Source organism: Neisseria sp. RH3002v2f (genome assembly GCF_014596375.1).
GTDB lineage: Bacteria > Pseudomonadota > Gammaproteobacteria > Burkholderiales > Neisseriaceae > Neisseria > Neisseria cinerea.
This window is the reverse complement of the sequence record NZ_MAYZ01000022.1, coordinates 59141-81846: the sequence shown is the minus strand read 5'-3', so window position 1 is coordinate 81846 and position 22706 is coordinate 59141. Positions and strand designations below refer to the sequence as shown.

The following is a 22706-nucleotide window of genomic DNA, read 5'->3' as shown; positions in this document are numbered from 1 at the left end:
CCATCATGACAAAATTTATTTTCGTAACCGGCGGCGTCGTATCTTCACTCGGGAAAGGTATCGCCGCCGCTTCTATTGCCACTATCCTCGAATCGCGCGGTCTGAACGTGACCATGCTCAAGCTCGACCCTTATATCAACGTTGACCCCGGCACGATGAGTCCGTTCCAGCACGGCGAAGTGTTCGTGACCGACGACGGTGCGGAAACCGACCTCGACTTGGGACACTACGAACGTTTCATCAATGCCACCATGACCCGCCGCAACAGCTTCAGTACGGGGCAGGTGTACGAAAACGTTATCGCCAAAGAACGCCGCGGCGACTATCTCGGCGGTACGGTTCAAGTCATTCCGCACATTACCGACGAAATCAAACGACGCATCCATGAAGGCGCGGCGGGTTACGATGTGGCCATCGTCGAAATCGGCGGTACGGTCGGCGACATCGAATCGCTGCCGTTTTTGGAAGCCATCCGTCAGATGCGCAGCCAGTTGGGACGCAACAACACCTTGTTCGCCCACTTGAGCTACGTTCCCTACATCGCCGCTGCCGGCGAAATCAAAACCAAGCCGACCCAGCACACCGTTAAAGAAATGTTGAGCATCGGTTTGCAGCCCGACATCCTGATTTGCCGCATGGACAGAACCATGCCCGCGGACGAACGCCGCAAAATCGCCTTGTTCTGCAACGTGGAAGAGCGCGCGATTGTGGGCAGCTACGACGTGGACAGCATCTACGAATGCCCCGAAATGCTGCACGACCAAGGCATCGACAACATCATTACCGAGCAATTGCAACTTAACGTGCAACAGGCGGATTTGACCGCGTGGAAAAAAATCGTCCACGCCATCCAAAACCCGAAACACACCGTCAAAATCGCCATGGTCGGCAAATACGTCGATTTGACCGAGTCCTACAAATCATTGATTGAAGCCTTGAAACACGCAGGCATTCACACTGAAACCGACGTACAAATCACCTTTGTCGACAGCGAAAGCATCGAGAAAAACAACGGCGACGTTTCTATGCTCAAAGACATGGATGCCATCCTCGTTCCCGGCGGTTTCGGTTCGCGCGGCGTGGAAGGCAAAATCGCCGCCGTGCGCTATGCCCGTGAAAACAACGTGCCATACTTGGGCATCTGCCTCGGTATGCAGATTGCGCTGATTGAATACGCCCGCGATGTGGCAGGCTTGAAAGGCGCGAACTCCACCGAGTTCGACCTCAAATGCGCCGCTCCAGTAGTCGCCCTGATTGACGAATGGCAAACCGCCGACGGCAGCGTCGAAACCCGCGACGAATCCGCCGATTTGGGCGGCACGATGCGTTTGGGTGCACAAGAGGTTGAATTGGAAGCAGGCAGCCTCGCCGCCAAAATCTACGGCAGCGAACACATTCGCGAGCGCCACCGCCACCGCTACGAAGTCAACAACAACTATGTTCCTCAGTTGGAAAAAGCAGGCTTGGTTATCGGCGGCGTATCTGCCGGACGTGAACGCTTGGTTGAAACCATCGAGCTGCCGAACCACCCTTGGTTCTTCGCCTGCCAGTTCCATCCTGAGTTCACCTCCAATCCGCGCAAAGGACATCCCTTGTTCACCGCGTTTGTCAAAGCCGCGTTGAACAATAAAAAAGGGTGATAACGCGGTATGTGGTGATTAGAATGCCGTCTGAAAATCTGAATAAAGGTTTTCAGACGGCATTTTTGCAGGTAAGGAGGGGTGGTTTGATTTTGAAGTTTGACTTTGATGATACATTCAACGGCTTTCAATTTTCGGAAACTTTTTATCAAATAATATAAAATGTAAATTTAAAAATTTGTTTGGGTTAAATTCTTTGGCTGCAAATATTAGGATATTTGTTTTTAAAGATAATATATGGTTCCGGATCACGGATTCTAAGGAATAATCATGACTACATTTCAAATTGCGCGTGCCGACGGGAAAACGCTCGAAATCCAAGGCAAAATGGCGAACCGCCACGGTTTGATCGCCGGTGCGACCGGTACGGGCAAAACCGTTACCCTGCGCCGTATGGCGGAGGCTTTCAGCAGTGAGGGCGTTCCCGTATTTTTGGTTGACGTCAAAGGCGATTTGTCGGGCATCGCGCAAGCGGGTGCCAACAGCGGCAAAGTGGGCGAGCGCATTGCCGAGTTTGGCTTGGGCGAGCAATGGCTGCAAAGTTTCCCCGTGCGCTTTTGGGATGTTTACGGCGAAACCGGCATTCCGGTGCGCGTAACCGTTTCGGAAATGGGCCCGCTGCTGCTGGCGCGTTTGATGAATTTGAACGACACGCAGGAAGGCTTGTTGAACCTTGTGTTTAAAGTCGCCGACGACAAAGGCTGGCACATTCTGGATTTGAAAGACCTGCGCAGTATGCTGAAACACGTTTCCGACCATGCTTCGGAATACCGCACGCAATACGGCAACGTCTCCGCCGCCAGTATCGGCGCGATTCAGCGTCAGCTTTTGACGCTAGAGAACGAAGGTGCGGAAAAATTCTTCGGCGAGCCGTCGCTCAACCTGCAAGATTGGATGCAGACCGACAACGGCAAAGGCGTCATCAATGTCCTCAATTCGGAAAAACTGATGCGCTCGCCGCGTATGTACAGCGCGTTTTTGCTGTGGATGTTGGCGGAGTTGTTTGAAACCCTGCCCGAAGTCGGTGATTTGGAGAAACCGAAATTCGTGATGTTCTTCGACGAAGCGCATTTGATGTTCGATAACGCCGCCAATGCGTTGGTGGAACAGGTCGAGCAAGTCGTGCGCTTGATCCGTTCCAAAGGCGTGGGTGTGTATTTCGTGACTCAAAATCCGCTCGATTTGCCCGATACCATCCTCGGACAGCTCGGCAACCGCGTGCAACACGCCTTGCGCGCCTTCACGCCGCGCGACCAAAAAGCGGTCAAGGCCGCCGCCGAAACCTTCCGCAGCAACCCGAATATCAAAGTTGCCGAAGCAATTGCCGAACTGGGTGTCGGCGAAGCGCTCGTTTCCTTCTTGGATGAAAAAGGTATGCCCGAACCGGTAGAGCGCGCGCTCGTGCTGCCGCCGCAATCTTCCTTGACCCCGCTTGCCGCAGAGGAACGCAACCGTTTGTTTCAAAACGACGATTTGTATCCAACCTATAAAGACATGGTGGACAATTATTCCGCCTTTGAAGCTTTAGCCGAAGCCGACAGTCAGGCTGCGGCGGAGAAAGAGGCGGCAGCAGCGGCAAAAGAGCAGGAAAAAGCGCAAAAAGCCGCTGAAAAAGAAGCCGCTAATGCCGACCCCGGCATACTAGGCGGATTCTTGGGCGGGTTGAGCGGCGGACGTAAAAAATCAGGACAGGGCTTGGGTTACAACGTTGCAGATGCCATCGGTAGCCAAATCAACCGTCAAGTGACCAACGCCATCTCCCGAAGCGTGATGGGCATTATTAAAAATATGTTCAAATAATCAGCCGGCGATCGTAAAAAACTGTCTGAAAATCAAACTGCACCTGAAAGTTATCTATCTTCTCAAGTTATTAAGGTGCAGTTTTTTATCATTAGATATAAAGCAGCCTCCCCTCCATTTTAGGAGGAGAGGCTATCAAGAGTTGTTGATTGGCTCGTTTTCAGACGGTTTTTATCAGACAATAACGCTGTATGGAGGATGTCAGATTATTCAGCCAACAATTCTTCCGGTTTGACTTTTTCGCCATATACGGGCAACAGGGTTTTTTCATAGGCGGCTTTCAGACGGCCGTCTTTTTTCATAGCGGCGATTTCGCCGTTGATCCAGTTCAGGAGGTCGGTGTTGCCTTTTTGAACAGCCGGGGCGATGAATTCGGCAGGGCCGAGGTTGCCGATGGCAACTTCAAAATTCGGGTTTTCTTTTGCCCATGCCCACAGCAGGGCGTTGTCGTGGGCGAGTGCTACGCCGCGGCCGTCTTTCAGTGCGTCGAAGGTTTCGGTATTTTGGTCAAATTTCAGTAGTTTGACTTCAGGATGGCTTTTGGTGAAGAAGGCGTCAGCAGTAGTACCTTTGTTGACCAGAAGGGTTTGGTCTTTCAATTGCGCAACGTCGGTAACCGGTTTGTCTTTGGGGGAAACTACGCCCAAGGCCACTTTCATGTAGGGGGCGGCGAAATCGACAGCTTCGGCGCGTTCGGGTGTTTTGGTGAAGTTGGCCAGGATGAGGTCGACTTTGCCGGAACGGACATATTCGACGCGGTTTGCGGCCTCGGTCAGGACGAATTCGACTTTGTCGGGGCTGCCGAGCAGGTCTTTGGCCAGGTCTTTGGCGATTTCAACGTCAAAACCTTGGTTTTTACCGTTGGCATCAACATAGCCGAACGGAGGCTTGTCGCCGAATACGCCGATACGGATGACGCCTTTTTCTTTGATGGAGGCAACGGTTGCCGCGCCGCCGCTTTGTGAAGATTGGGTATCGCCGGAGCCGCCTCCGCAGGCGGTCAGACCGACGGCGATGGCAGCGGAAGCCAAAAGGGCTTTGAATTTTGCGTTCAGTTTCATTGGGAATCTCCTTTTTGAATGTTTGCTTGGGATGGAATGCCGTCTGAAAGGGGGTTCGGACGATTTGCGGTAAATCAGTAGTCCATGCCTGCCAGAAATTGGCGGGCGCGTTCGCTTTTTGGTGCGGAGAAGAAGGTTTCGGGGTCGGACGATTCGACGATGCCGCCTTTGTCCATGAAGACGATGCGGTCGGCAACTTTGCGTGCAAACCCCATTTCATGGGTTACGATGAGCATGCTCATGCCTTCGCGGGCGAGTTCCAAAACCACTTCCAAGACTTCGCGCACCATTTCGGGGTCGAGTGCGGCGGTAATTTCGTCCAGAAGGATGACTTCCGGATTCAGGCACAGGGCGCGGACGATGGCGATGCGTTGTTTCTGGCCGCCGGAGAGTTCGCGCGGATAGGCGTTTTTGCGGTCGAGCAGGCCGACGCGTTCCAACAGTTTGTCGGCTTGTGCCTCTGCTTCGGCACGGTTGCGGTTTTGTACTTTCACCGGGCCTAAGAGGATGTTTTCGATGACGGTCATATGGGCAAACAGTTCATAGCTTTGAAAGACCATGCCGACTTTTTGCCGGGCGGTTTGCCAGGAAACGTCTTTGCCGAATTCGCCGATACCGTCCATCACGATGCTGCCGCCTTGGTGCGGCTCCAAACCGTTGACGCAGCGCAGGAGTGTGGATTTGCCGCAGCCGGACGGGCCCAGCAGTACGATGACTTCGCCTTTTTCCAAGACCAAGTCTAAGGATTGGATGGCGGTTACGTTGCCGTATTGTTTGTGCAGGTTGCGGATGCTCAGTAAAGCCATGTCAGTGTTCCCATTTTTGTTCAAGTTTTGCCGCCAGCAGCGACAGCGGCCAGCAACAGAAGAAATACAGCATAAAAATCAGGCCGTAAACCCAAAATGAAGCATTGGGTTGCGTCAGCAGCGAGTTTTCGATGATTTGCTGGCCGACTTTGACGACTTCGATGACGCCGATAAGGGAGGCGAGCGAGCTGGTTTTGATCATGCGCGTGAACAGGTTGACGGCGCCGGGCAATACGCGGCGGATACTTTGCGGCAGCTCGATGTAACGGAATACCTGCCCGCGGCTCAAGCCGAGTGCCAAGCCTGATTCGACCTGGTGTTTTTCAATCGATTCCAATGCGCCGCGGACCAAATCGCCCATTTCGGCGATGCCCCACATGGTAAATACCCAGACGCAGACCCAAAATCCGTCGATGTGGATGCCTGTCCAGACGGATAGGCCGAAATACAGGCCGAACAGCCATACCAAAATCGGCACGATTCGGATGGTTTCGAGATAAAACCGTCCGACAAAGCGGATGAGCCGGTTGCGTGAACGCAGAACCAAGCCGAACAGCGTGCCCAATACGCAGGAGGCGGCAACGGAAGCCAGGGAAATCTGCGCCGTCAGCAACAGGCCTTCGCCCAAGCGCGCCGCGTTTTGTCCTTCAAACAGCCAGTCAAACACCATATTTTGCACTCCGTACGCGGTTTTCGGCCCAGCGCGCCAAAAGCGAAACGGGCAGAAGGATAATCAGGTAGCTGGCAAACAGCAGGAACAATGCCTCGTTGGTTTTGTAGTCCATGCCGATGATGTCTTTGGTAACGAACAGCAATTCCGCAATGCCGACTGCGCTGACGATAGATGTTTCTTTCATCAGAAACAATACGTTTGCGCCGATGGCGGGAACGGCGACCGCCCATGCTTGAGGCAATTCGACATAGCGGAAGACTTGAAATCGGTTTAAACCGATTGCCTTGCCCGCTTCAATCTGTCCTTTGGGGACGGCTAGAATGCCGGCGCGGATGGCTTCCGCCATGTAGCTTGCACCCAAGAAAACCAGTGCAATCACGCCGCAGGTGAAGCCGTCCCATTTGATGCCCATTTTCGGCAGGCCGTAATACAGGAAAAACAGCTGAATCAGCAGGGGCGTATTGCGCGACAACTCGATATAGGTGCGTGCCAATGCGTAGAAGGGGCGGATGCGGTATGCCGTAACCACGGCAACGGGCAAGCCGAACAACAACGATAAAACGATGCCATAAGCCGACAATTCCAGCGTCAGCTTTGCTGCGTCAACGAATTTGGGTATGGCGTCAATCAGATAAGGCCAGTTCATCAGAATCAGACAATCAACGTAATAACGGCGGTATTTTAACGGCTTTGTAAGGGAGTGTTAAATAATGGATAGGAATATCAACCGTGGATAAAACACAAAAATGGAATAAGGGAAATGCCGTCTGAAAATGGTTCAGACGGCATTTATCTCTTGTTTTAGGTATGGGTTTGGAAGGCGGCTTAAGGCGGATAAAATGCCCGCTATAAAAAAACGCAGGTTTTACAACCTGCGTTTTGTGTCGGGTTTACAACTTGCTGTCTTCACTGTCCAAGAAGCTTCTCAAGCGGTCGCTGCGAGTCGGGTGGCGCAACTTGCGGAGTGCTTTTGCCTCAATTTGGCGGATGCGTTCGCGGGTTACGTCAAACTGTTTGCCAACTTCTTCAAGCGTATGGTCGGTATTCATGTCGATGCCGAAGCGCATACGTAAGACTTTGGCTTCACGAGGCGTCAGGCTTTCAAGGATTTCTTTGGTTACCTCGTGCAGGCTGGTGTACATTGCCGCATCAGCCGGCGCAATATTGTTGGAATCCTCGATAAAGTCGCCCAAGTGCGAATCGTCATCGTCGCCTATAGGTGTTTCCATGGAAATCGGTTCTTTGGCGATTTTCATGATTTTACGGATTTTGTCTTCAGGCATCTGCATCAGTTCGGCAAGTTTGGCGGAATCCGGTTCTTCTCCGGTTTCTTGAAGGTGCTGGCGGGAGATGCGGTTCATCTTGTTGATGGTTTCAATCATATGCACCGGGATACGGATGGTGCGTGCCTGGTCGGCGATCGAGCGGGTAATCGCCTGACGGATCCACCATGTCGCGTAGGTGGAGAATTTGTAGCCGCGGCGGTATTCGAATTTATCGACCGCCTTCATCAAGCCGATATTGCCTTCTTGAATCAAATCAAGGAACTGTAAGCCTCGGTTGGTGTATTTTTTGGCAATGGAAATCACCAGCCGCAAGTTTGCCTGAATCATTTCCTGCTTGGCGGCTGCGGTTTCTTTTTCGCTCGACACCATATTTTTGTTGATTTCTTTCAGCTCTTCGATGGAAATACGGGTTTCTCTTTCCATGTTTGCCAACTCGGTTTGTTTTTCGAGGATGGCGTGGCGGAAGCGGTCGAGTGCGTCGCTCCAGACCCTGCCTTTGGCAACTTCTTCTTCCACCCATTGCAGGTTGGTGATTTCGGGCAGGAAGTTTTGGATGAAATAGTCGCGTTCCATATGGACGCGGTCAAGGCAGATATCGCGGATTTCGCGTTCGAGTTTGCGGATGTTTTCGACACGGCTGCGCAGGTTGCCGCTTAGGCTCTCGATTTGTCGGGTGGCGAAGCGGACTTCCAAAAGTTTGTTGGCGATGGCATCGCGGTAGGCGAGATAGTCTTTGTGCCGGCTGTGGTGTTTTTCCAAACGGCTGATCATTTTCTTATAGTCTTTTTCAATTTGCGCAAAATGATCGATGACCTTTTGTTTCAGTTCGGCAAGATTGGCTGCAGAGATGGCATCCGCATCGCCTTCCGATTCTTCATCATCTTCATCTGCATCCGGGTCGTCATTGGCCGGTTCTTCGTGTGCAGTGTTTTCCAGGTGTCCGAGTCCCAATTCGTTCAGCAGGACTTCGTTGGGGTCGATAATGGCCTCGACGACTTCATCGACACGGATTTCGTCTTTGCGGATTTTTTCGATTAGCCCTAGGATTTCCGCGACGGAACCAGGGCAGGCGGAAATTGCCTGAACCATGTTTTTCAGGGCATTTTCGATTTTTTTTGCAATGATGATTTCGTCTTCGCGGGTCAGCAAGTCGACCTGTCCCATCTCACGCATATACATACGGACGGGGTCGGTGGTTCTGCCGAATTCGGAATCGGCGTTGGAAAGGGCGGCTTCAGCCTCTTCGACCGCATCATCGTCGGTAACGGCGGCATTGTCGCTTAAAAGGATGTCTTCTGCATCCGGGGTGTGTTCGGTAACTTGGATGCCCAAGCCGGAAATCATGCTGACGATATTGTCGATTTGGTCGGCATCAGACATATCGTCTGGCAGGGCGTCGTTGATTTCGGAGTAGGTGATGTAGCCGCGTTCTTTACCCATGATGATGAGCTGACGCAGGCGCGCGCGTTGCTCTTCAATGCTTAACGGACGGGTGTCGTCTTGATATTCTTCGTGATTTTGGTTTCTGGACATTGTCTGCTTTCTGTTGGTAAGGTGCCGACGGTTTGCGTTTGAACGCACCTGAAGGCGTGGCAGAGTGGGGTACTCTGATGCCGTATGAAAGTTTGTCTAATCGGATGTTCTGCCGGTATGTTATGCAGCTGTGCCTAATACTTTTCAGACGGCATGATGGTTTATGGACGGCGTATTTTGCCGGTCAGTTCTGTTTTGCGGTCAGTAGTGACAACAAAAGTTTTTTTTCACTTTCACTTAAGCCCGATTTTAGGCTTTTTTGTTTCAATGCTTCGATTTGGCTGTATTTTAACTCATTGAGCAGTTTTTTCATGCCGATTTGGAAATTCTCGCAATCTTCTTCGCTGCTGCTGTTCATTTTTTCCGACTGGAGCGTCGAATGGAAGATTCGGTTTACCGTTTCTTCGTAAGGCGAGCCGCGCATATACTCTAAAACCTGAGCGGTTGCGGGTACGGCGGCATGGCTTTTAATCGATTCGGCAAGATTGGCAAGGCAGGCGAAATCGCCATCTAATACCAAATAATCGGGCAGGTCTATATATGCAGCCCAATCAGGATTTATCAAGAGGCTGCGGATTTGCCGCTGTACTAGCGTCAGCATAACGGGCTGTTTGACGGAAATCGGAGGCAGTTTGTAGCTTTTTTGTTTGACGTGCCGCTTCGGCGCTTCCTGTCCCATCAGTCGGGCGAGATTGTCGGGATCGATGCCGACCAGCTCGCTAAGCCGTTGTTTCAACAAATAAGCCAATGCCGGAGCGGTAATCTGTGCCAAAAGCGGCGAACTGGTTTTCACCAATTCCGCCTTGCCTTCCTGCGTATTGAGATTAATGCCGTCTGAAAGATGTTTCCAGAAATATTCCGACAGCGGCTTGCTTTGATTCAACAGCGCATCTTCAAATTGCGCTTTTCCGTAGGCACGGATGTAACTGTCGGGGTCGTGTTCTTCCGGCAGGAATAAAAAATGCAGCGATTTGTCGTCTTTCAACTGCGGCAACGCGTTTTCCAGTGCGCGCCAAGCGGCTTTCCGTCCAGCGCTGTCGCCGTCGAAACAGAAATAAATACTGTCTGCCTGACGCATCAGGATTTTGACGTGTTCCGCTGTTGTTGCTGTGCCCAAGGCCGCCACACCGTAGCCTACGCCGAACTGCGCCAGCGCGACCACGTCCATATAGCCTTCGACCACCAAAATCCGTCCTGCCTCTTTTACAGCAGCGCGCCCCTCATACAAGCCGTAAAGGTTTTTCCCTTTATCAAACAAAGGTGTATCGGGAGAGTTTAGATATTTGGGTTTGGAGTCATCCAACACCCTGCCGCCGAAACCGATTACCTGCCCGCGCGGATTTCGGATAGGAAACATAATCCGATGACGGAAGCGGTCATAATGCCGACCTTCATTGTCAATCACCATACCCGTATCCACTAACGCGGTATTAGGATACGGTTGGAACACTTGCGCCAAAGGCTGCCAGCCGTCGGGCGCATAGCCCAAACCATAATGCGCGATGACTTCCGCACTCAAGCCGCGCTTGTCCAAATAAGCTTTCGCAGTCGGATTAAATTTCAACTGTTGCGCGTAAAAATCCGCTGCCGCAGCCGTCGTTTCCTCCAGCGTCTGCTGTTTCTTCTTACGTTCGGCACGGACTTCGGGATTATCGTTCTGCCCGCGCACTTTAGGCACAACCATGCCCACACGGTCGGCAAGAAACTGCACTGCCTCTGGAAACGACAGCCCCTGATGTTCCATCACAAAACCAATCGCCGAACCGTGCGCCCCGCAACTGAAACAATGGTAAAACTGCTTGGTCGGACTGACCGAAAACGACGGTGTCTTTTCCTTGTGGAACGGACAACAAGCCATATAGTTCGCTCCGCCCTTCTTCAGCGGAACCTGCTCGTCGATAATATCGACAATATCGACTTTGGCCAAAAGTTCGTCAATGAAATCGGATGGAATCATAGTTCGGCGGGGCGGATGCCTGTTTTTAGTTCGGACGGTATCAAATCGGGAGTTTTCGGATTGTCGGTCGGATACGGTGATTCAGGCAAAATGCCGTCTGAAACCGGAAATCGGATGTTCAGACGGCATACCTACTCAGATGCTTAATCCAGTTTTCCGTGGCACTGTTTATATTTCAAGCCGCTTCCGCATGGGCAGGGATCGTTCCTATGGACGATTTGCCCCCGCGCTTCTAAGGCTTCGGGACTGAAATCCGTTCCATCCGGATTAAAGGCCTCGGTAACCAGATCGGTTTGCGACTGCCCCAAAAGTTCTTCCATATCGGGAGATTCCGAATGGATAGACTGGATGTTGCCGACGGGTTGCTCTTCAACTGCAGCAGCAGCGTTTTGTTCGATTTGAACCGATGTAAGCAGGGAAGCAATATGGAATTTGATGCCGTTCCACAGGTCTTGGAACATGGTAAAGGCTTCACGTTTATATTCCTGCTTCGGATTTTTTTGAGCATAGCTGCGCAGGTGTATGCCTTGTCGCAGGTAGTCCATGGCGGCAAGATGTTCGCGCCATTGGGTGTCGATGACCTGCAGCATGACGTTGCGCTCAAAATCGGCCATTGCCTGTTTGCCGACCAGTTCGGTTTTGGCGGCATATTCGTTTTCGATGCGTTCGATCAGGCGCTCTTTGATGTCTTGACCGTCAATTGTATTGTCTGCTTTCAGCCAGGACTGAATGTCTTCGTGCAGTCTGAATTCGGCAGCCAGACGGTTTTCCAGAGTCGGAATGTCCCATTGTTCTTCCATGCTGTCCGGCGGCATATATATGTCTACAAGTCCGCCGATGACATCAAAACGGATTTCCTTCATCAGGTCGCTGATGTCTTTGCTGGTTAAAATTTCGTTGCGTTGGCTGTAAATGACTTTGCGTTGCTCGTTGGCGACGTCGTCGTATTCCAGAACCTGTTTGCGCATATCGAAGTTTCTACCTTCGACTTTGCGTTGAGCACCTTCGATTTGGCGCGTCAGCAGGTTGTGTTCGATGGCGACGCCGCGTTCGGGTGCAAGGCGGTTGAGGATGGCGGCGGCACGGTCGAGCGCGAAGAGGCGCAGCAATGGGTCTTCAAAGGAGAGATAGAAGCGACTGGAGCCGGGATCACCCTGACGGCCGGAACGTCCGCGCAATTGGTTGTCGATACGGCGGCTTTCGTGGCGTTCCGTACCGATGATGTGTAAACCGCCTGCTTCCATTACTTTATCGTGTTCTTCTTGCCAACCGTCTTCCAATGCGGAAATTTGTGCGGCTTTTTCATCATCGTTCAGGGTTTCATCAGTTCTGATAGCATCAATCTGGTGCTTCAGGTTGCCGCCCAATACGATGTCCGTACCGCGCCCCGCCATATTGGTGGCAACGGTAATGGCACCGACTTTACCTGCTTGGGCGACAATCAGCGCTTCGCGTTCGTGTTCTTTGGCGTTCAGAACGTTATGCGGCAGACCGGCTTTTTGCAGGAGATGGGAGACCAGTTCGGAGTTTTCGATGCTGGTGGTGCCGACGAGGACGGGTTGTCCGCGTTTGTGGCATTCTTCGATGTCTTTGACGACAGCTTCAAATTTTTCTTCGGTAGAACGGAAAATCTGGTCGTTGAAGTCTTTGCGCTGTACGGGGCGGTTGGTCGGGATAATGACGGTTTCGAGGTTATAAATGCTTTGGAACTCGAAAGCTTCGGTATCTGCCGTACCGGTCATGCCGGAGAGCTTGGTGTACAGGCGGAAATAGTTTTGGAAGGTGATGGAGGCAAGGGTTTGGTTTTCGCGTTTGATTTCCACGCCTTCTTTGGCTTCTACGGCTTGATGCAGGCCTTCGGACCAGCGGCGGCCGGACATCAGCCGGCCGGTGAATTCGTCCACAATGACGATTTCGCCGTCTTGGATAACGTAATGTTGGTCTTTGTGGAACAGCGAGTGCGCGCGTAATGCTGCCATAAGGTGATGCATCAGGGAGATATTTGCCGCCGAGTACAGTGAGTCGTTTTCTGCCAGCAGCCCCATTTGGGTCAGGATTTGTTCGGCGTGTTCGTGACCTGCTTCGCTCAGGATGACCTGATGTGCCTTTTCGTCGACCCAATAGTCGCCTTCGCCTTCTTCTGTCTCTTGACGGACGAGGTGGGGCGGAACGGTATTCATGATTTGGTAGAGCTGGATATTGTCGTCCGCCTGACCGGAAATAATCAGCGGAGTACGCGCTTCGTCAATTAAGATGGAGTCCACTTCGTCAACGACGGCGAAATTCAATTCGCGCTGCACTTTGTCGTATTGGTCGGTAACCATATTGTCGCGCAGGTAGTCGAAGCCGAATTCATTATTGGTGCCGTAGGTGATATCGGCGGCATAGGCGTTTTGACGGTCGAACGGCTGCATGTCTGAAATAATCACGCCCACGGTAAGGCCGAGGAAATTATAGAGGGGCTCCATGATGCCCGCATCGCGTGAGGCAAGGTAGTCGTTGACGGTTACGACGTGTACGCCTTTGCCGGCAAGTGCGTTGAGATAAACGGCAAGGGTGGCTACCAAGGTTTTACCTTCGCCGGTGCGCATTTCGGCGATTTTACCGTTGTGCAGCACCATGCCGCCGATCAGTTGCACGTCGAAGTGGCGCATGCCGAGCACGCGGCGGGATGCTTCGCGGCAGACGGCGAAGGCTTCGACCAAGATGTCGTCCAGAGTCTGTCCGTCGGCCAGGCGTTGTTTGAATTCGGCTGTTTTGGCCTGTAAATCCGCATCGCTCAAGGCTTTCATTTGTTCTTCGAGTGCGTTGATTTTGACAACGGATTTGCGGTATTGTTTGAGCAGCCTATCGTTGCGGCTGCCGAAAATTTTCTTAGCGATGTTTGTCAGCATGAATAATTCCTACGCCTGATATAATAGTGGGCGAAAACGTAATTTTAACACAAGCGGTTGCGTAAAGTGCTAATGCCGTCTGAAATAAAGGCGCGTTTGCGGTATTTCAATCTTTCGGGGTGTGCGTTTTATGAATCTGGAACATCTGGGCAGGCAGGATTCACTGCTTTCGGAGCTTTTGAAACAGGCGGGGAAATGGCGGCGTTTGGATGCTGCGGTAAAAAAATTGCTTCCCCCTAATCTGCATCCGCACTTTCAGACGGCATGCATTGAAGATGGAGGGCTTATCCTTTTGGCGGCAAACAATATGGCGGCATCGCGTTTGAAGATGATTGTGCCGTCGGTTCTGCCGCAATTGACCGGTTTGGATGAGGCAATACGGTCTGTTTCGGTTAAGGTTGTACCGAAGCCCGAAAGCCGGCCGAAAACGAATAATCTACACTTGAGTAAAGCTGCATTGGAAAGTTTTGATTCGGCGGCAGCCAGGCTGGAAAAGCGACATCCTGAATTGGCAGAAGCTTTGGCGGAATTGGTCAGGAAACACGGTGCATAAAATTTACTTTCGGAAAATTGTAAATTTCAGTTAATTTGCGAAGTAAAATGGTGGTTAATCTAATACTAAATACATAGCCTTAAGGTGAGTCTTCCTGGTTTTTGGGTAAACTGGTGTAAACTTACAAACAGGCTTTGATTTCAAGTAAAGTTTGTAGCAAAATACCGTACTGAGACATCTGTTTATGCAATCGTTACCATACTTTTTTTAAGGTTTGTTAATATCGGTTGCATTTTAATTTTCGTAAAATTTAACACAATTTCATCAATTGGAGATTTGTTATGAAAGCTTATCTGGCTCTGATTTCTGCTGCCGTTATCGGTTTGGCTGCCTGCTCTCAAGAACCTGCTGCACCGGCTGCTGAGGCAACTGCCGCTTCTGAGGCCCCTGCCGCTGAAGCACCTGCTGCCGAAGCACCTGCGGCCTCTGAGGCTGCATCGGCTGATACCGCAGCCGCCCCTGCCGCCGGCAACTGTGCAACTACTGTTGAAGCCAACGATGCTATGCAGTACAACACTAAAGAAATCCAAGTAAGCAAAGCTTGTAAAGAATTTACCATCACCCTGAAACACACCGGTACCCAACCTAAAACCAGCATGGGTCACAACCTTGTTATCGGTAAATCCGAAGACATGGATGGTATTTTCAAAGATGGTGTTGGCGCAGCTACAACCGACTATGTTAAACCTGATGATGCACGCGTTGTTGCCCACACCAAACTGATTGGCGGCGGCGAAGAAGCTTCCCTGACTCTGGATCCTGCCAAATTGGCCGGCGGCGAATATAAATTCGCTTGTACCTTCCCAGGTCACGGTGCTTTGATGAACGGTAAAGTGACTTTGGTTGACTAATCCGTCTAAAGCTTGGAAACAGACAGCCTGCCTTGCGCAGGCTGTTTTGTTATAATCTGGAAACGTTAATTTAAGAATAAAACCTAAGAACCATGAACCCGTTTGAAACCAAAAGCGTTACCTTTGCCGAACCGATTGAAATGCTGTATGCCTGTCACGGCAAAGTGCGCCGTTTCTGCGGCCAGGTCGCCATGCTGTCGGACTACATTGCCGAAAACGGCTGCAATCAGATTGTTTTGCAAACCATCCGCCAAATCGCCCAGTATTTCAACGTTGCCGCGCCGCTGCACCATGAAGACGAAGAAAAAAACTTCTTCCCGCTCCTGCTGCAATACGCGCCGCAAGCCCAAGAAAGCGTGGACGAGCTTTTGCGCCAACATGTGAGCCTGCATGGCAACTGGGATGCCGTGGCTGCCGAATTTGCTAAACTCAAAGCAGACAACGCCTATATCCCTGATGCGGAAGCGTTCAAACGCTTTGTGGCGGGTTACGATGTGCATCTGGCGATTGAAGAGCCTTTGTTCGACATGGGCAAAACTTTTATCCCCAAAGAGAAACTGACCGAGATCGGCGAAATCATGGCGGCGCGCCGACGCAGATAAGGTCGTTTGTAGATTACCGTTTCTTCAAACAAAGGTCGTCTGAAAACTTGAAAACAGAGTTTCAGGCGACCCCAGTATCCCCGTAACACAACCACATCGTCTGAAAAGGAAGCCAACCATGCTGACCCCGAAAAGCTGCGATTTGTTCAATATCCCGTTTTTCCAGTTTGCCCAGCTCAAGAAATACCAGCCCGAAAGCATTCCGCAAATCAAAGCTGACTACAAGGAAAACTGGCAGATATGGCAGCAGCTGATACAGCAGGTCGCTGCAGACTTGGGCGAACCTTTCGCCCCGCCGCATATCGAACGCTGGTGTAACGGCTGGCAGGTGCGCGCCCATTTTTTCGCCTACTTCAAATACGCACAATACAAAAACTCCGCCGCCATCCTGTCGATACTGCTCAACCGCCGCCGCCTGAGCGTCAGCTTGGACTGGCACTGCTACAAAGCCGATGTGTCGCCGATTGCGCTGCCCGAGTACAATCGCTGGCTAGACAATTTTGATATCGAAAAATACGCCGCATTCGATATGTGGCACGGCGCAGAAAGCGAATACGACGACTACCGCACCGTCGCGCAACAAAGCGAATCCGACCGAAAATTGCAAAACGACGAAGACTTCTTCTGCATTGGCAAACACATTGAACGCGATGATTTGGGCAAGCAGGATGTAGCAAAATGGATAGCCGAAACGGTGGAAGATTTGCTGCCGCTTTACGAAGCCTGTCATGGTGCTTGACCTGAAGAATCCGCTTCGCTATCGTTAGCCCGTTCCATTCAACATCAAATGCCGTCTGAAAATCTGTTCAGACGGCATCTCAAACAGAAAAGCCGAAAAATGACCGAAACCCGATCCCTAGAACTCGCCAAAGAATTGATTTCCCGCCCATCCGTTACCCCTGACGACCGAGATTGCCAAAAACTGCTTGCTGAACGCCTGCACAAAATCGGTTTTGCGGCTGAAGAACTCGATTTCGGCGACACTAAAAACATCTGGTTGCGACGCGGCACGAAAGCTCCCGTCGTCTGTTTTGCCGGGCATACCGACGTTGTACCGACAGGCCCTGTTGAAAAATGGGATTCGCCCCCGTTTGAGCCGACCGAACGCGATGGAAGACTATACGGACGCGGCGCGGCGGACATGAAAACCAGTATCGCCTGCTTCGTTACCGCCTGCGAACGCTTCGTTGCCAAACATCCCGACCATCAAGGCAGCATTGCGCTCCTGATTACTTCCGACGAAGAGGGCGACGCGCTGGACGGCACGACCAAAGTCGTCGATGTGTTGAAAGCGCGCGACGAGCTTATCGACTACTGCATCGTCGGCGAACCGACCGCCGTGGACAAATTGGGCGATATGATTAAAAACGGCCGGCGCGGCTCGCTGTCGGGCAACCTGACCGTCAAAGGCAAGCAAGGCCATATTGCTTATCCGCATTTGGCAATCAATCCTGTGCACACTTTTTCCTCGGCCTTGTTAGAGCTGACGCAGGAAGTCTGGGACGAAGGCAACGAATACTTCCCGCCGACCAGCTTTCAAATTTCCAATATCAACGGCGGTACAGGCGCGACCAATGTCATTCCGGGCGAGCTGAACGTCAAATTCAATTTCCGCTTCTCCACCGAGTCCACCGAAGCAGGGCTGAAACAACGCGTTCACGCCATTTTGGACAAACACGGCGTGCAATACGATTTGCAGTGGTCGTGTTCGGGGCAGCCCTTTCTGACCCACGCGGGCAAACTGACCGACGTGGCACGCGCAGCCATTGCCGAAACCTGCGGCGTAGAGACCGAATTATCCACCACCGGAGGCACTTCGGACGGACGCTTCATTAAAGCCATTGCGAAAGAACTCATCGAATTAGGTCCGTCCAATGCCACCATCCACCAAATCAACGAAAACGTGCGGCTGGACGATATTCCGAGGCTGTCTACGGTGTATGAGGGGATATTGGCGCGGTTGTTGGCTGAAAAGGCCGTCTGAAAACGGTATGTCAGTGGCAGTATTGCTATACTGCTATTTTGGTTCGACTTTGACACTTGGTCAGATAAAGAGGTAAAACATGATTACCTTGCCTTCTTTGAACGGCTTTCCTTCAAAATGGGATGAAATCCGCGAGCGACTGGAAACCGATTTTCCCGCCGACCTCGAAACCCTGATGTATGAATGTTTGACGGAACACGAAGCCAAGCAGTTCGAGCAGGATTTTATCGACCGTATCGGCTGCGCGCCTGAAGAATATGTCCGTATCCGCCGAGCCATCCGTCTGTTGGAAGCGCGTTATCTTGACAGCCTGAACGAATTAACTACTGCCGCCATTGCCACGCCTTTGGGCGAGATGCTGGCAGTGTTCGGCAGCAGGGGTTTGTGTTTGCTGGAGTTTGTCGGGCAGAAACATATGGAGCAGGAAATTACTGCCGTCCAAAAAGCTTTGCGCGGGCGGTTTGTGTTTCGGGAAGATGAGCGAACGCAACTTCTGCGGCAGGAATTGGACTTATACTTCAAATGCCGTCTGAAAATCTTTTCCACGCCTTTAGAGCAGATTGGTACCGAGTTTCAAAAGCAGGCATGGGATGAGCTCTTGGCGATTCCTTACGGCGAAACGCGCAGCTACAAAGAGCAGGCGCAGCGTTTGGGCAATCCCAAAGCCGTCCGAGCCGTTGCAGCCGCCAACGGGCAGAACAAAGTGTCTATCCTGATTCCCTGCCACCGCGTCATCGGCAGCGACGGCAAACTGACCGGCTACGCAGGCGGCTTGAACCGCAAACAATCGCTGCTTGCTTTGGAACGCGGCGAAGTTCAGACGGCATTATTTTAAGCGGGGAAATGCAGAACGGTTCACTGAGCTTAAATATGGTGTGATGACGGCTGTGGAAACTCATACAACGGCAATCCTTTTAAGGCATCGGTTTAAATATCTTTTCCATTCATATGCTTGTAGTTTTGTTTCCCATTTTTCCGAGATTAAGGATTGACACTTTTTTTGTGGACGCTATAATACGCCCCATTCCCCGATAGCTCAGTCGGTAGAGCGACGGACTGTTAATCCGCAGGTCCCTGGTTCGAGCCCAGGTCGGGGAGCCAAAATTCTAAAGCCTGAACATGATTGTTCAGGCTTTTTTATTGTTTTCCCAGATGTTTTGTAAATTTTTACCCGTCAGGTTGGGGATGTGGGGAGCAGATTGTGAAGTGTTCCTAAAGTATTGGATTTCACTTGGTATGCTTGGTAAAAATGGGGTATGAAGTGGAAACCCTCGTTGTTGTCGTGTGCACAATATATCGTAAACTTCAGTAGGTGTGCCTTTGCTTTAACCGTGAAGATGCCGGGTTTAGTGTCTGGGATACGGCGAGATAGGTTTTCCAACGGTTTCGCGGTAAAATTCTGTCTGTCTGATTTCGGTTTCGTTTTATGTCCATAAAAATCCTGATTATTTCTCCCAGTTGGATAGGCGACTGCGTGATGACCCAGCCCTTGTTCCGCCGTTTGAAGGAACTTCACCCCGGTTGCACGATTGATGTGTTTGCTCCGAAGTGGTCGATGGCGGTGTTTGAGCGTATGCCTGAAGTGAATGAGATTCTTGAAAATCCGTTCGGACACGGTGCGTTGGAGTTGAAACGCCGTTGGCAGGTCGGTAGGGATTTGGGACGGCGCGGCTACGATCAGGTTATCGTGCTGCCCGGTTCTTTGAAATCGGCAATCATCGCCCTGGCGACAGGTATCGGTAAAAGGACGGGTTATGTCGGTGAAAGCCGTTATTTTTTGCTGAACGATATACGGAAGCTGGATAAAGGGCGTCTGCCGTTGATGGTGGACAGATATACGGCTCTTGCGCATCAGAGTCAGAAAGATTTTGACGGGCGTTCAGGATTTCCCAAGTTTTCAATTGATGAAAGACGGAGGAAAATTTCTGTCGAAACCTTTGGCTTGGATATTGGAAAGCCTGTTTTGGCTTTTTGTCCGGGTGCGGAATTCGGACCGGCAAAGCGTTGGCCGGCAAAGCATTTCGCCGAGTTGGGCAAACATTATCTGGCAGCGGGCTGGCAGGTTTGGCTGTTCGGTTCGCAAAAAGATTATGAAATTGCCGAGGAAATCAACTGTCTTTCAGACGGCATGTGTGTGAATTTATGCGGTAAGACCGATTTGTCTCAGGCAATGGACTTGTTGTCGTTGGCAGATACGGTTGTGTGTAACGACAGCGGATTGATGCATTTGGCGGCAGCTTTGGGCAGGAGGGTAGTGGCGGTATATGGTTCGTCCAGTCCGACACACACGCCGCCTTTGAGCGATAAGGCAAAAATCGTCAGCCTCCATTTGGAATGTTCCCCGTGTTTTAAGCGGGAATGTCCGCTGGGGCATACAGACTGCCTCAATAAGCTTTATCCCGACAGGATTGTGCAGGCGGTTGAAGAAGCGGTATGATGTTTTTGTTTTCTAATTTTGCCCGGCGGCGGCTGATTATTGATAGGGGTGTTTATGGCTATTGCGAATAATAAAAAAGCATTTCACGATTTTTTTATTGAAGACCAGATTGAAGCCGGTTTGGTATTGGAAGGCTGGGAAGTCAAGGCGATCCGTGCTGCACGCGTACAGCTTAAAGAGAGTTATATTTATTGGAAAAAAGACGCGTTTTATTTGGTCGGTTGCCATATTACTGCGTTGCCCACAGCCTCGACACACATCAAGCCTGATGCCACACGCCCGCGCAAGCTCTTGTTGAAACAGTCGGAAATCAATAAGTTAATCGGAAAAACCGAACGTGCCGGTTACACTATCGTGCCGCTCAACCTGCATTTTTCACGTGGAAAAATCAAGATGGAAATCGGTTTGGCAAAAGGTAAGAAACAGCACGATAAACGACAAAGTATGAAGGAAGCCGACTGGAAACGTGAAAAACAGCGGTTGATTAAGCATACGCGCTGATTGTGGAAGCAGTGTTTCAGACGGCATGGGTAAGGCTGCCGTCTGATACGGTTTCTGTTTATAGAAATGATGCTGGTAAGGAAAGGGACAGTTTATTACTGTCCCTTTCCTTATTGTGTATGAAAATCAGAAATAACGGTCGTTTTTGTCAGTACAAGATATGGTCGGCCTACCGTTTATGGAAGCAGTTTTCCAGGGTTCATGATGTTATATGGATCAAGGTGTTGTTTGATGCTTTTCATCAGGGAGATTTCGGCAGGGGTGCGTACTTTGTCCAGCCATTGTTTTTTGATGATACCTATGCCGTGTTCTGCGGCAACTGTACCGTTGCAGGTAAGTATGTTGCGATAAACCGTGCCGTTGATATCATCTTCGTAACGATATGCCTCGTTACTGAGTATATCCGGCAGAAAAGTATTGTAGTGCAGGCTGCCATCGCCTAAATGTCCGAAGCAGACAATTTGTATTCCTTTGAAGCTTTGTTCCAAATCTTTGGCGCACCGGCGGACAAAGTCGGCAACGCGCCCGATGGGGACGGCAATATCATGTTTGATGCTGGTGCCCAGTTTGCGTTGTGAAGCGGAGATGTTTTCACGCAATGCCCACATATGGCTACGTTCTTGTTCGCTTTGTGCCAATACGCTGTCGGTAAAGCCCTTTTCATATAGGAATTCGGCAAGTTGCCCGTTAAGGCTGCCGTTTGGCAGTGAATCGGTCAATTCAAGCAGGATGTGCCATTCTGAGTGTGTCGGCAGGGGGAGGTTGCTGAATTCGGAGGACAACTCGGCAGCAAAACGACTGATCAGCTCAAAACTGCATAGGCGTTCGGCAAAGTGTGCTTGGGTTTCGGTCAGCAGGCGGACTGCGGATTCGATGTCGGGTATGCCGACCCATGCGGTTGCTTTGTCTAAGGGGTTGGCAAACAGCTTGAGCGTGGCTGCGGTGATAATGCCCAATGTACCTTCGCTACCGATAAACAAATGGCGTAAATCGTAACCTGTGGTGTTTTTGTGTAGCGGGTGAAGATGGGAAATCAGTTCGCCGTTTGGCAGGACAATTTCCAGTCCGATGACCAAATCGCGCATTGTACCGTAGCGTAATACGTTCAATCCGCCGGCGTTACAGGCGATGTTTCCCCCGATTTGACAGGAGCCTTCGCTAGCAAGACTGAGCGGGAACAGACGGTTGGCAGCTTCTGCCGTTTGTTGTACGGTTTTAAGGACCGTACCTGCTTCGACGGTAATACAGTTGTCTGCCAAATCGATGTTGCGGATGCGGTTAAGTTTGGAAAGGTTAAGCAATACACCGCCTTGTGCCACTGCGGCACCGCATAAACCGGTATTGCCGCCTTGAGGAGTTACCGAAATATGGTGTTGGTGGCAAAAGCGCATTATGGTTTGCACATTCTTGACGCAGTGAGGTTGCAGAATGATATCGGGCGTGGAGGTAAAACGGTTGCGCTGATCTTTTAAAAGTATCGGGGAAGGCTCAATGATTTCGTCTGCCGGAAGGAGTTGGGAAAATTCGGTATGCAGGTCAATCATGTTTTTGGGAAAAAGAGTGGAGATTGAGAAATAGGATTAGATGCGTCCGGGAAATTAAAAAAGCAGGATACACAAAGTATCCTGCTTTTTTGCAAGCAGAAAATGCTTATTTTGCAGCTTCAGAAGCAGGAGCTTCGGAAGCAGCAGCCTCAGCAGCAGGGGCTTCAGCAGCAGGAGCTTGGGAAGCAGCAGCTTCGGCAGCAGGAGCTTCAGCGGCAGGAGCCTCGGAAGCAGGAGCTTCGGAAGCAGCGGCTTCAGAAGCAGGAGCTTCAGCAGCTTTTTCTCCACCACAGGCAGCCAGAGCCAAAGACAACAAAGCAGCAGCAAACAGGGATTTTTTCATTTTAGTAACCTTTAAAATCAATTTAAATTATTGAAACAAACTGGTCTTCATTGACCGTACTACAAACTGGGTTGGAAATTCATTGCTGAATTTTGCGTAATTATGCACCATGAAATAAGGGATTGCAATGTCGTAAAAATGCTAAGTAAAGATTGAATGAAAAGTTTTTAGGTAGGGAGAGTGATAAATCCTGTAAAACAACTGTCTCATTGAAAGCCTGATGGTTAGGAACATTGTATAG

At 50.9% G+C, this 22706-nt stretch carries 19 protein-coding genes and 1 tRNA gene; 11 read left to right on the top strand and 9 right to left on the bottom strand.

Annotation, left to right across the window (positions count from 1 at the left end):
- The first annotated feature begins 5 nt into the window (after positions 1-5).
- Together BBW69_RS06560 and BBW69_RS06555 are read left to right on the top strand one after the other, a co-directional pair.
- Complete coding sequence (locus tag BBW69_RS06560) at positions 6-1640, top strand: CTP synthase (RefSeq protein WP_111727201.1); 1635 nt, start codon at positions 6-8, stop codon at positions 1638-1640.
- Between the two features lie 270 nt (positions 1641-1910).
- Positions 1911-3440 (top strand): helicase HerA-like domain-containing protein, encoded by a 1530-nt coding sequence (locus BBW69_RS06555; RefSeq protein ID WP_188210805.1) that lies wholly within the window; start codon positions 1911-1913, stop codon positions 3438-3440.
- 206 nt (positions 3441-3646) lie between these two features.
- Here the strand turns inward: BBW69_RS06555 and BBW69_RS06550 are convergent, their stop codons facing one another.
- From BBW69_RS06550 to secA, 7 genes are all read right to left on the bottom strand, one after another.
- Entirely contained in the window at positions 3647-4501 is an 855-nt protein-coding gene (locus tag BBW69_RS06550; RefSeq protein ID WP_188210804.1) for an amino acid ABC transporter substrate-binding protein, read from the bottom strand.
- Between the two features lie 74 nt (positions 4502-4575).
- Positions 4576-5307, bottom strand: coding sequence for an amino acid ABC transporter ATP-binding protein (locus tag BBW69_RS06545; protein ID WP_188210803.1), 732 nt, complete (start codon positions 5305-5307; stop codon positions 4576-4578).
- A gap of 1 nt (position 5308) precedes the next feature.
- On the bottom strand, positions 5309-5977 hold the full coding sequence (locus tag BBW69_RS06540; protein ID WP_107996583.1) for an amino acid ABC transporter permease: 669 nt from the start codon (positions 5975-5977) through the stop codon (positions 5309-5311).
- Positions 5967-6626, bottom strand: a complete 660-nt coding sequence (locus tag BBW69_RS06535) for an amino acid ABC transporter permease (protein ID WP_107859741.1) — start codon at positions 6624-6626, stop codon at positions 5967-5969. The genes BBW69_RS06540 and BBW69_RS06535 overlap by 11 nt, the downstream gene beginning before the upstream one ends.
- Before the next feature lie 244 nt (positions 6627-6870).
- A complete protein-coding gene (gene rpoD, locus BBW69_RS06530; RefSeq protein WP_188210802.1) occupies positions 6871-8799 on the bottom strand; it encodes an RNA polymerase sigma factor RpoD in 1929 nt (642 codons plus the stop codon).
- A 184-nt stretch (positions 8800-8983) separates the two neighbouring features.
- On the bottom strand, positions 8984-10756 hold the full coding sequence (gene dnaG, locus BBW69_RS06525; protein ID WP_188210801.1) for a DNA primase: 1773 nt from the start codon (positions 10754-10756) through the stop codon (positions 8984-8986).
- Between the two features lie 143 nt (positions 10757-10899).
- A complete protein-coding gene (secA, locus tag BBW69_RS06520) occupies positions 10900-13650 on the bottom strand; it encodes a preprotein translocase subunit SecA (RefSeq protein ID WP_188210800.1) in 2751 nt (916 codons plus the stop codon).
- Between the two features lie 130 nt (positions 13651-13780).
- On the opposite strand from secA, the gene BBW69_RS06515 reads away from it, so the two are divergent.
- The 9 genes from BBW69_RS06515 (at position 13781) to smpB (ending at position 20578) form a co-directional block, all read left to right on the top strand.
- Positions 13781-14203 (top strand): DciA family protein, encoded by a 423-nt coding sequence (locus tag BBW69_RS06515; RefSeq protein ID WP_188210799.1) that lies wholly within the window; start codon positions 13781-13783, stop codon positions 14201-14203.
- Positions 14204-14484: 281 nt separating this feature from the next.
- Positions 14485-15054: an azurin gene (gene azu, locus BBW69_RS06510; protein ID WP_188210798.1), complete on the top strand. Its 570-nt coding sequence runs from the start codon at positions 14485-14487 to the stop codon at positions 15052-15054.
- Positions 15055-15146: 92 nt separating this feature from the next.
- The gene (locus BBW69_RS06505; protein ID WP_188210797.1) at positions 15147-15656 is read left to right on the top strand and encodes a hemerythrin domain-containing protein; all 510 of its coding nucleotides are present in this window, start codon (positions 15147-15149) and stop codon (positions 15654-15656) included.
- Between the two features lie 118 nt (positions 15657-15774).
- Positions 15775-16395, top strand: coding sequence for an HI_0552 family protein (locus tag BBW69_RS06500; protein ID WP_003674827.1), 621 nt, complete (start codon positions 15775-15777; stop codon positions 16393-16395).
- A gap of 99 nt (positions 16396-16494) precedes the next feature.
- The gene (gene dapE / locus BBW69_RS06495; protein ID WP_188210796.1) at positions 16495-17640 is read left to right on the top strand and encodes a succinyl-diaminopimelate desuccinylase; all 1146 of its coding nucleotides are present in this window, start codon (positions 16495-16497) and stop codon (positions 17638-17640) included.
- A gap of 79 nt (positions 17641-17719) precedes the next feature.
- On the top strand, positions 17720-18475 hold the full coding sequence (locus BBW69_RS06490) for a methylated-DNA--[protein]-cysteine S-methyltransferase (RefSeq protein WP_188210795.1): 756 nt from the start codon (positions 17720-17722) through the stop codon (positions 18473-18475).
- 190 nt (positions 18476-18665) lie between these two features.
- Positions 18666-18741, top strand: a tRNA-Asn gene (locus BBW69_RS06485).
- 325 nt (positions 18742-19066) lie between these two features.
- Entirely contained in the window at positions 19067-20077 is a 1011-nt protein-coding gene (gene waaF, locus BBW69_RS06480; protein WP_188210794.1) for a lipopolysaccharide heptosyltransferase II, read from the top strand.
- A 54-nt stretch (positions 20078-20131) separates the two neighbouring features.
- Positions 20132-20578, top strand: coding sequence for an SsrA-binding protein SmpB (gene smpB, locus BBW69_RS06475; protein WP_003674814.1), 447 nt, complete (start codon positions 20132-20134; stop codon positions 20576-20578).
- A 176-nt stretch (positions 20579-20754) separates the two neighbouring features.
- Here smpB and BBW69_RS06470 read toward each other — a convergent pair whose 3' ends face one another.
- Together BBW69_RS06470 and BBW69_RS06465 are read right to left on the bottom strand one after the other, a co-directional pair.
- Positions 20755-22122, bottom strand: a complete 1368-nt coding sequence (locus tag BBW69_RS06470; protein ID WP_188210793.1) for an FAD-binding oxidoreductase — start codon at positions 22120-22122, stop codon at positions 20755-20757.
- Positions 22123-22228: 106 nt separating this feature from the next.
- On the bottom strand, positions 22229-22465 hold the full coding sequence (locus tag BBW69_RS06465; RefSeq protein WP_188210792.1) for a hypothetical protein: 237 nt from the start codon (positions 22463-22465) through the stop codon (positions 22229-22231).
- Positions 22466-22706: the final 241 nt, after the last annotated feature.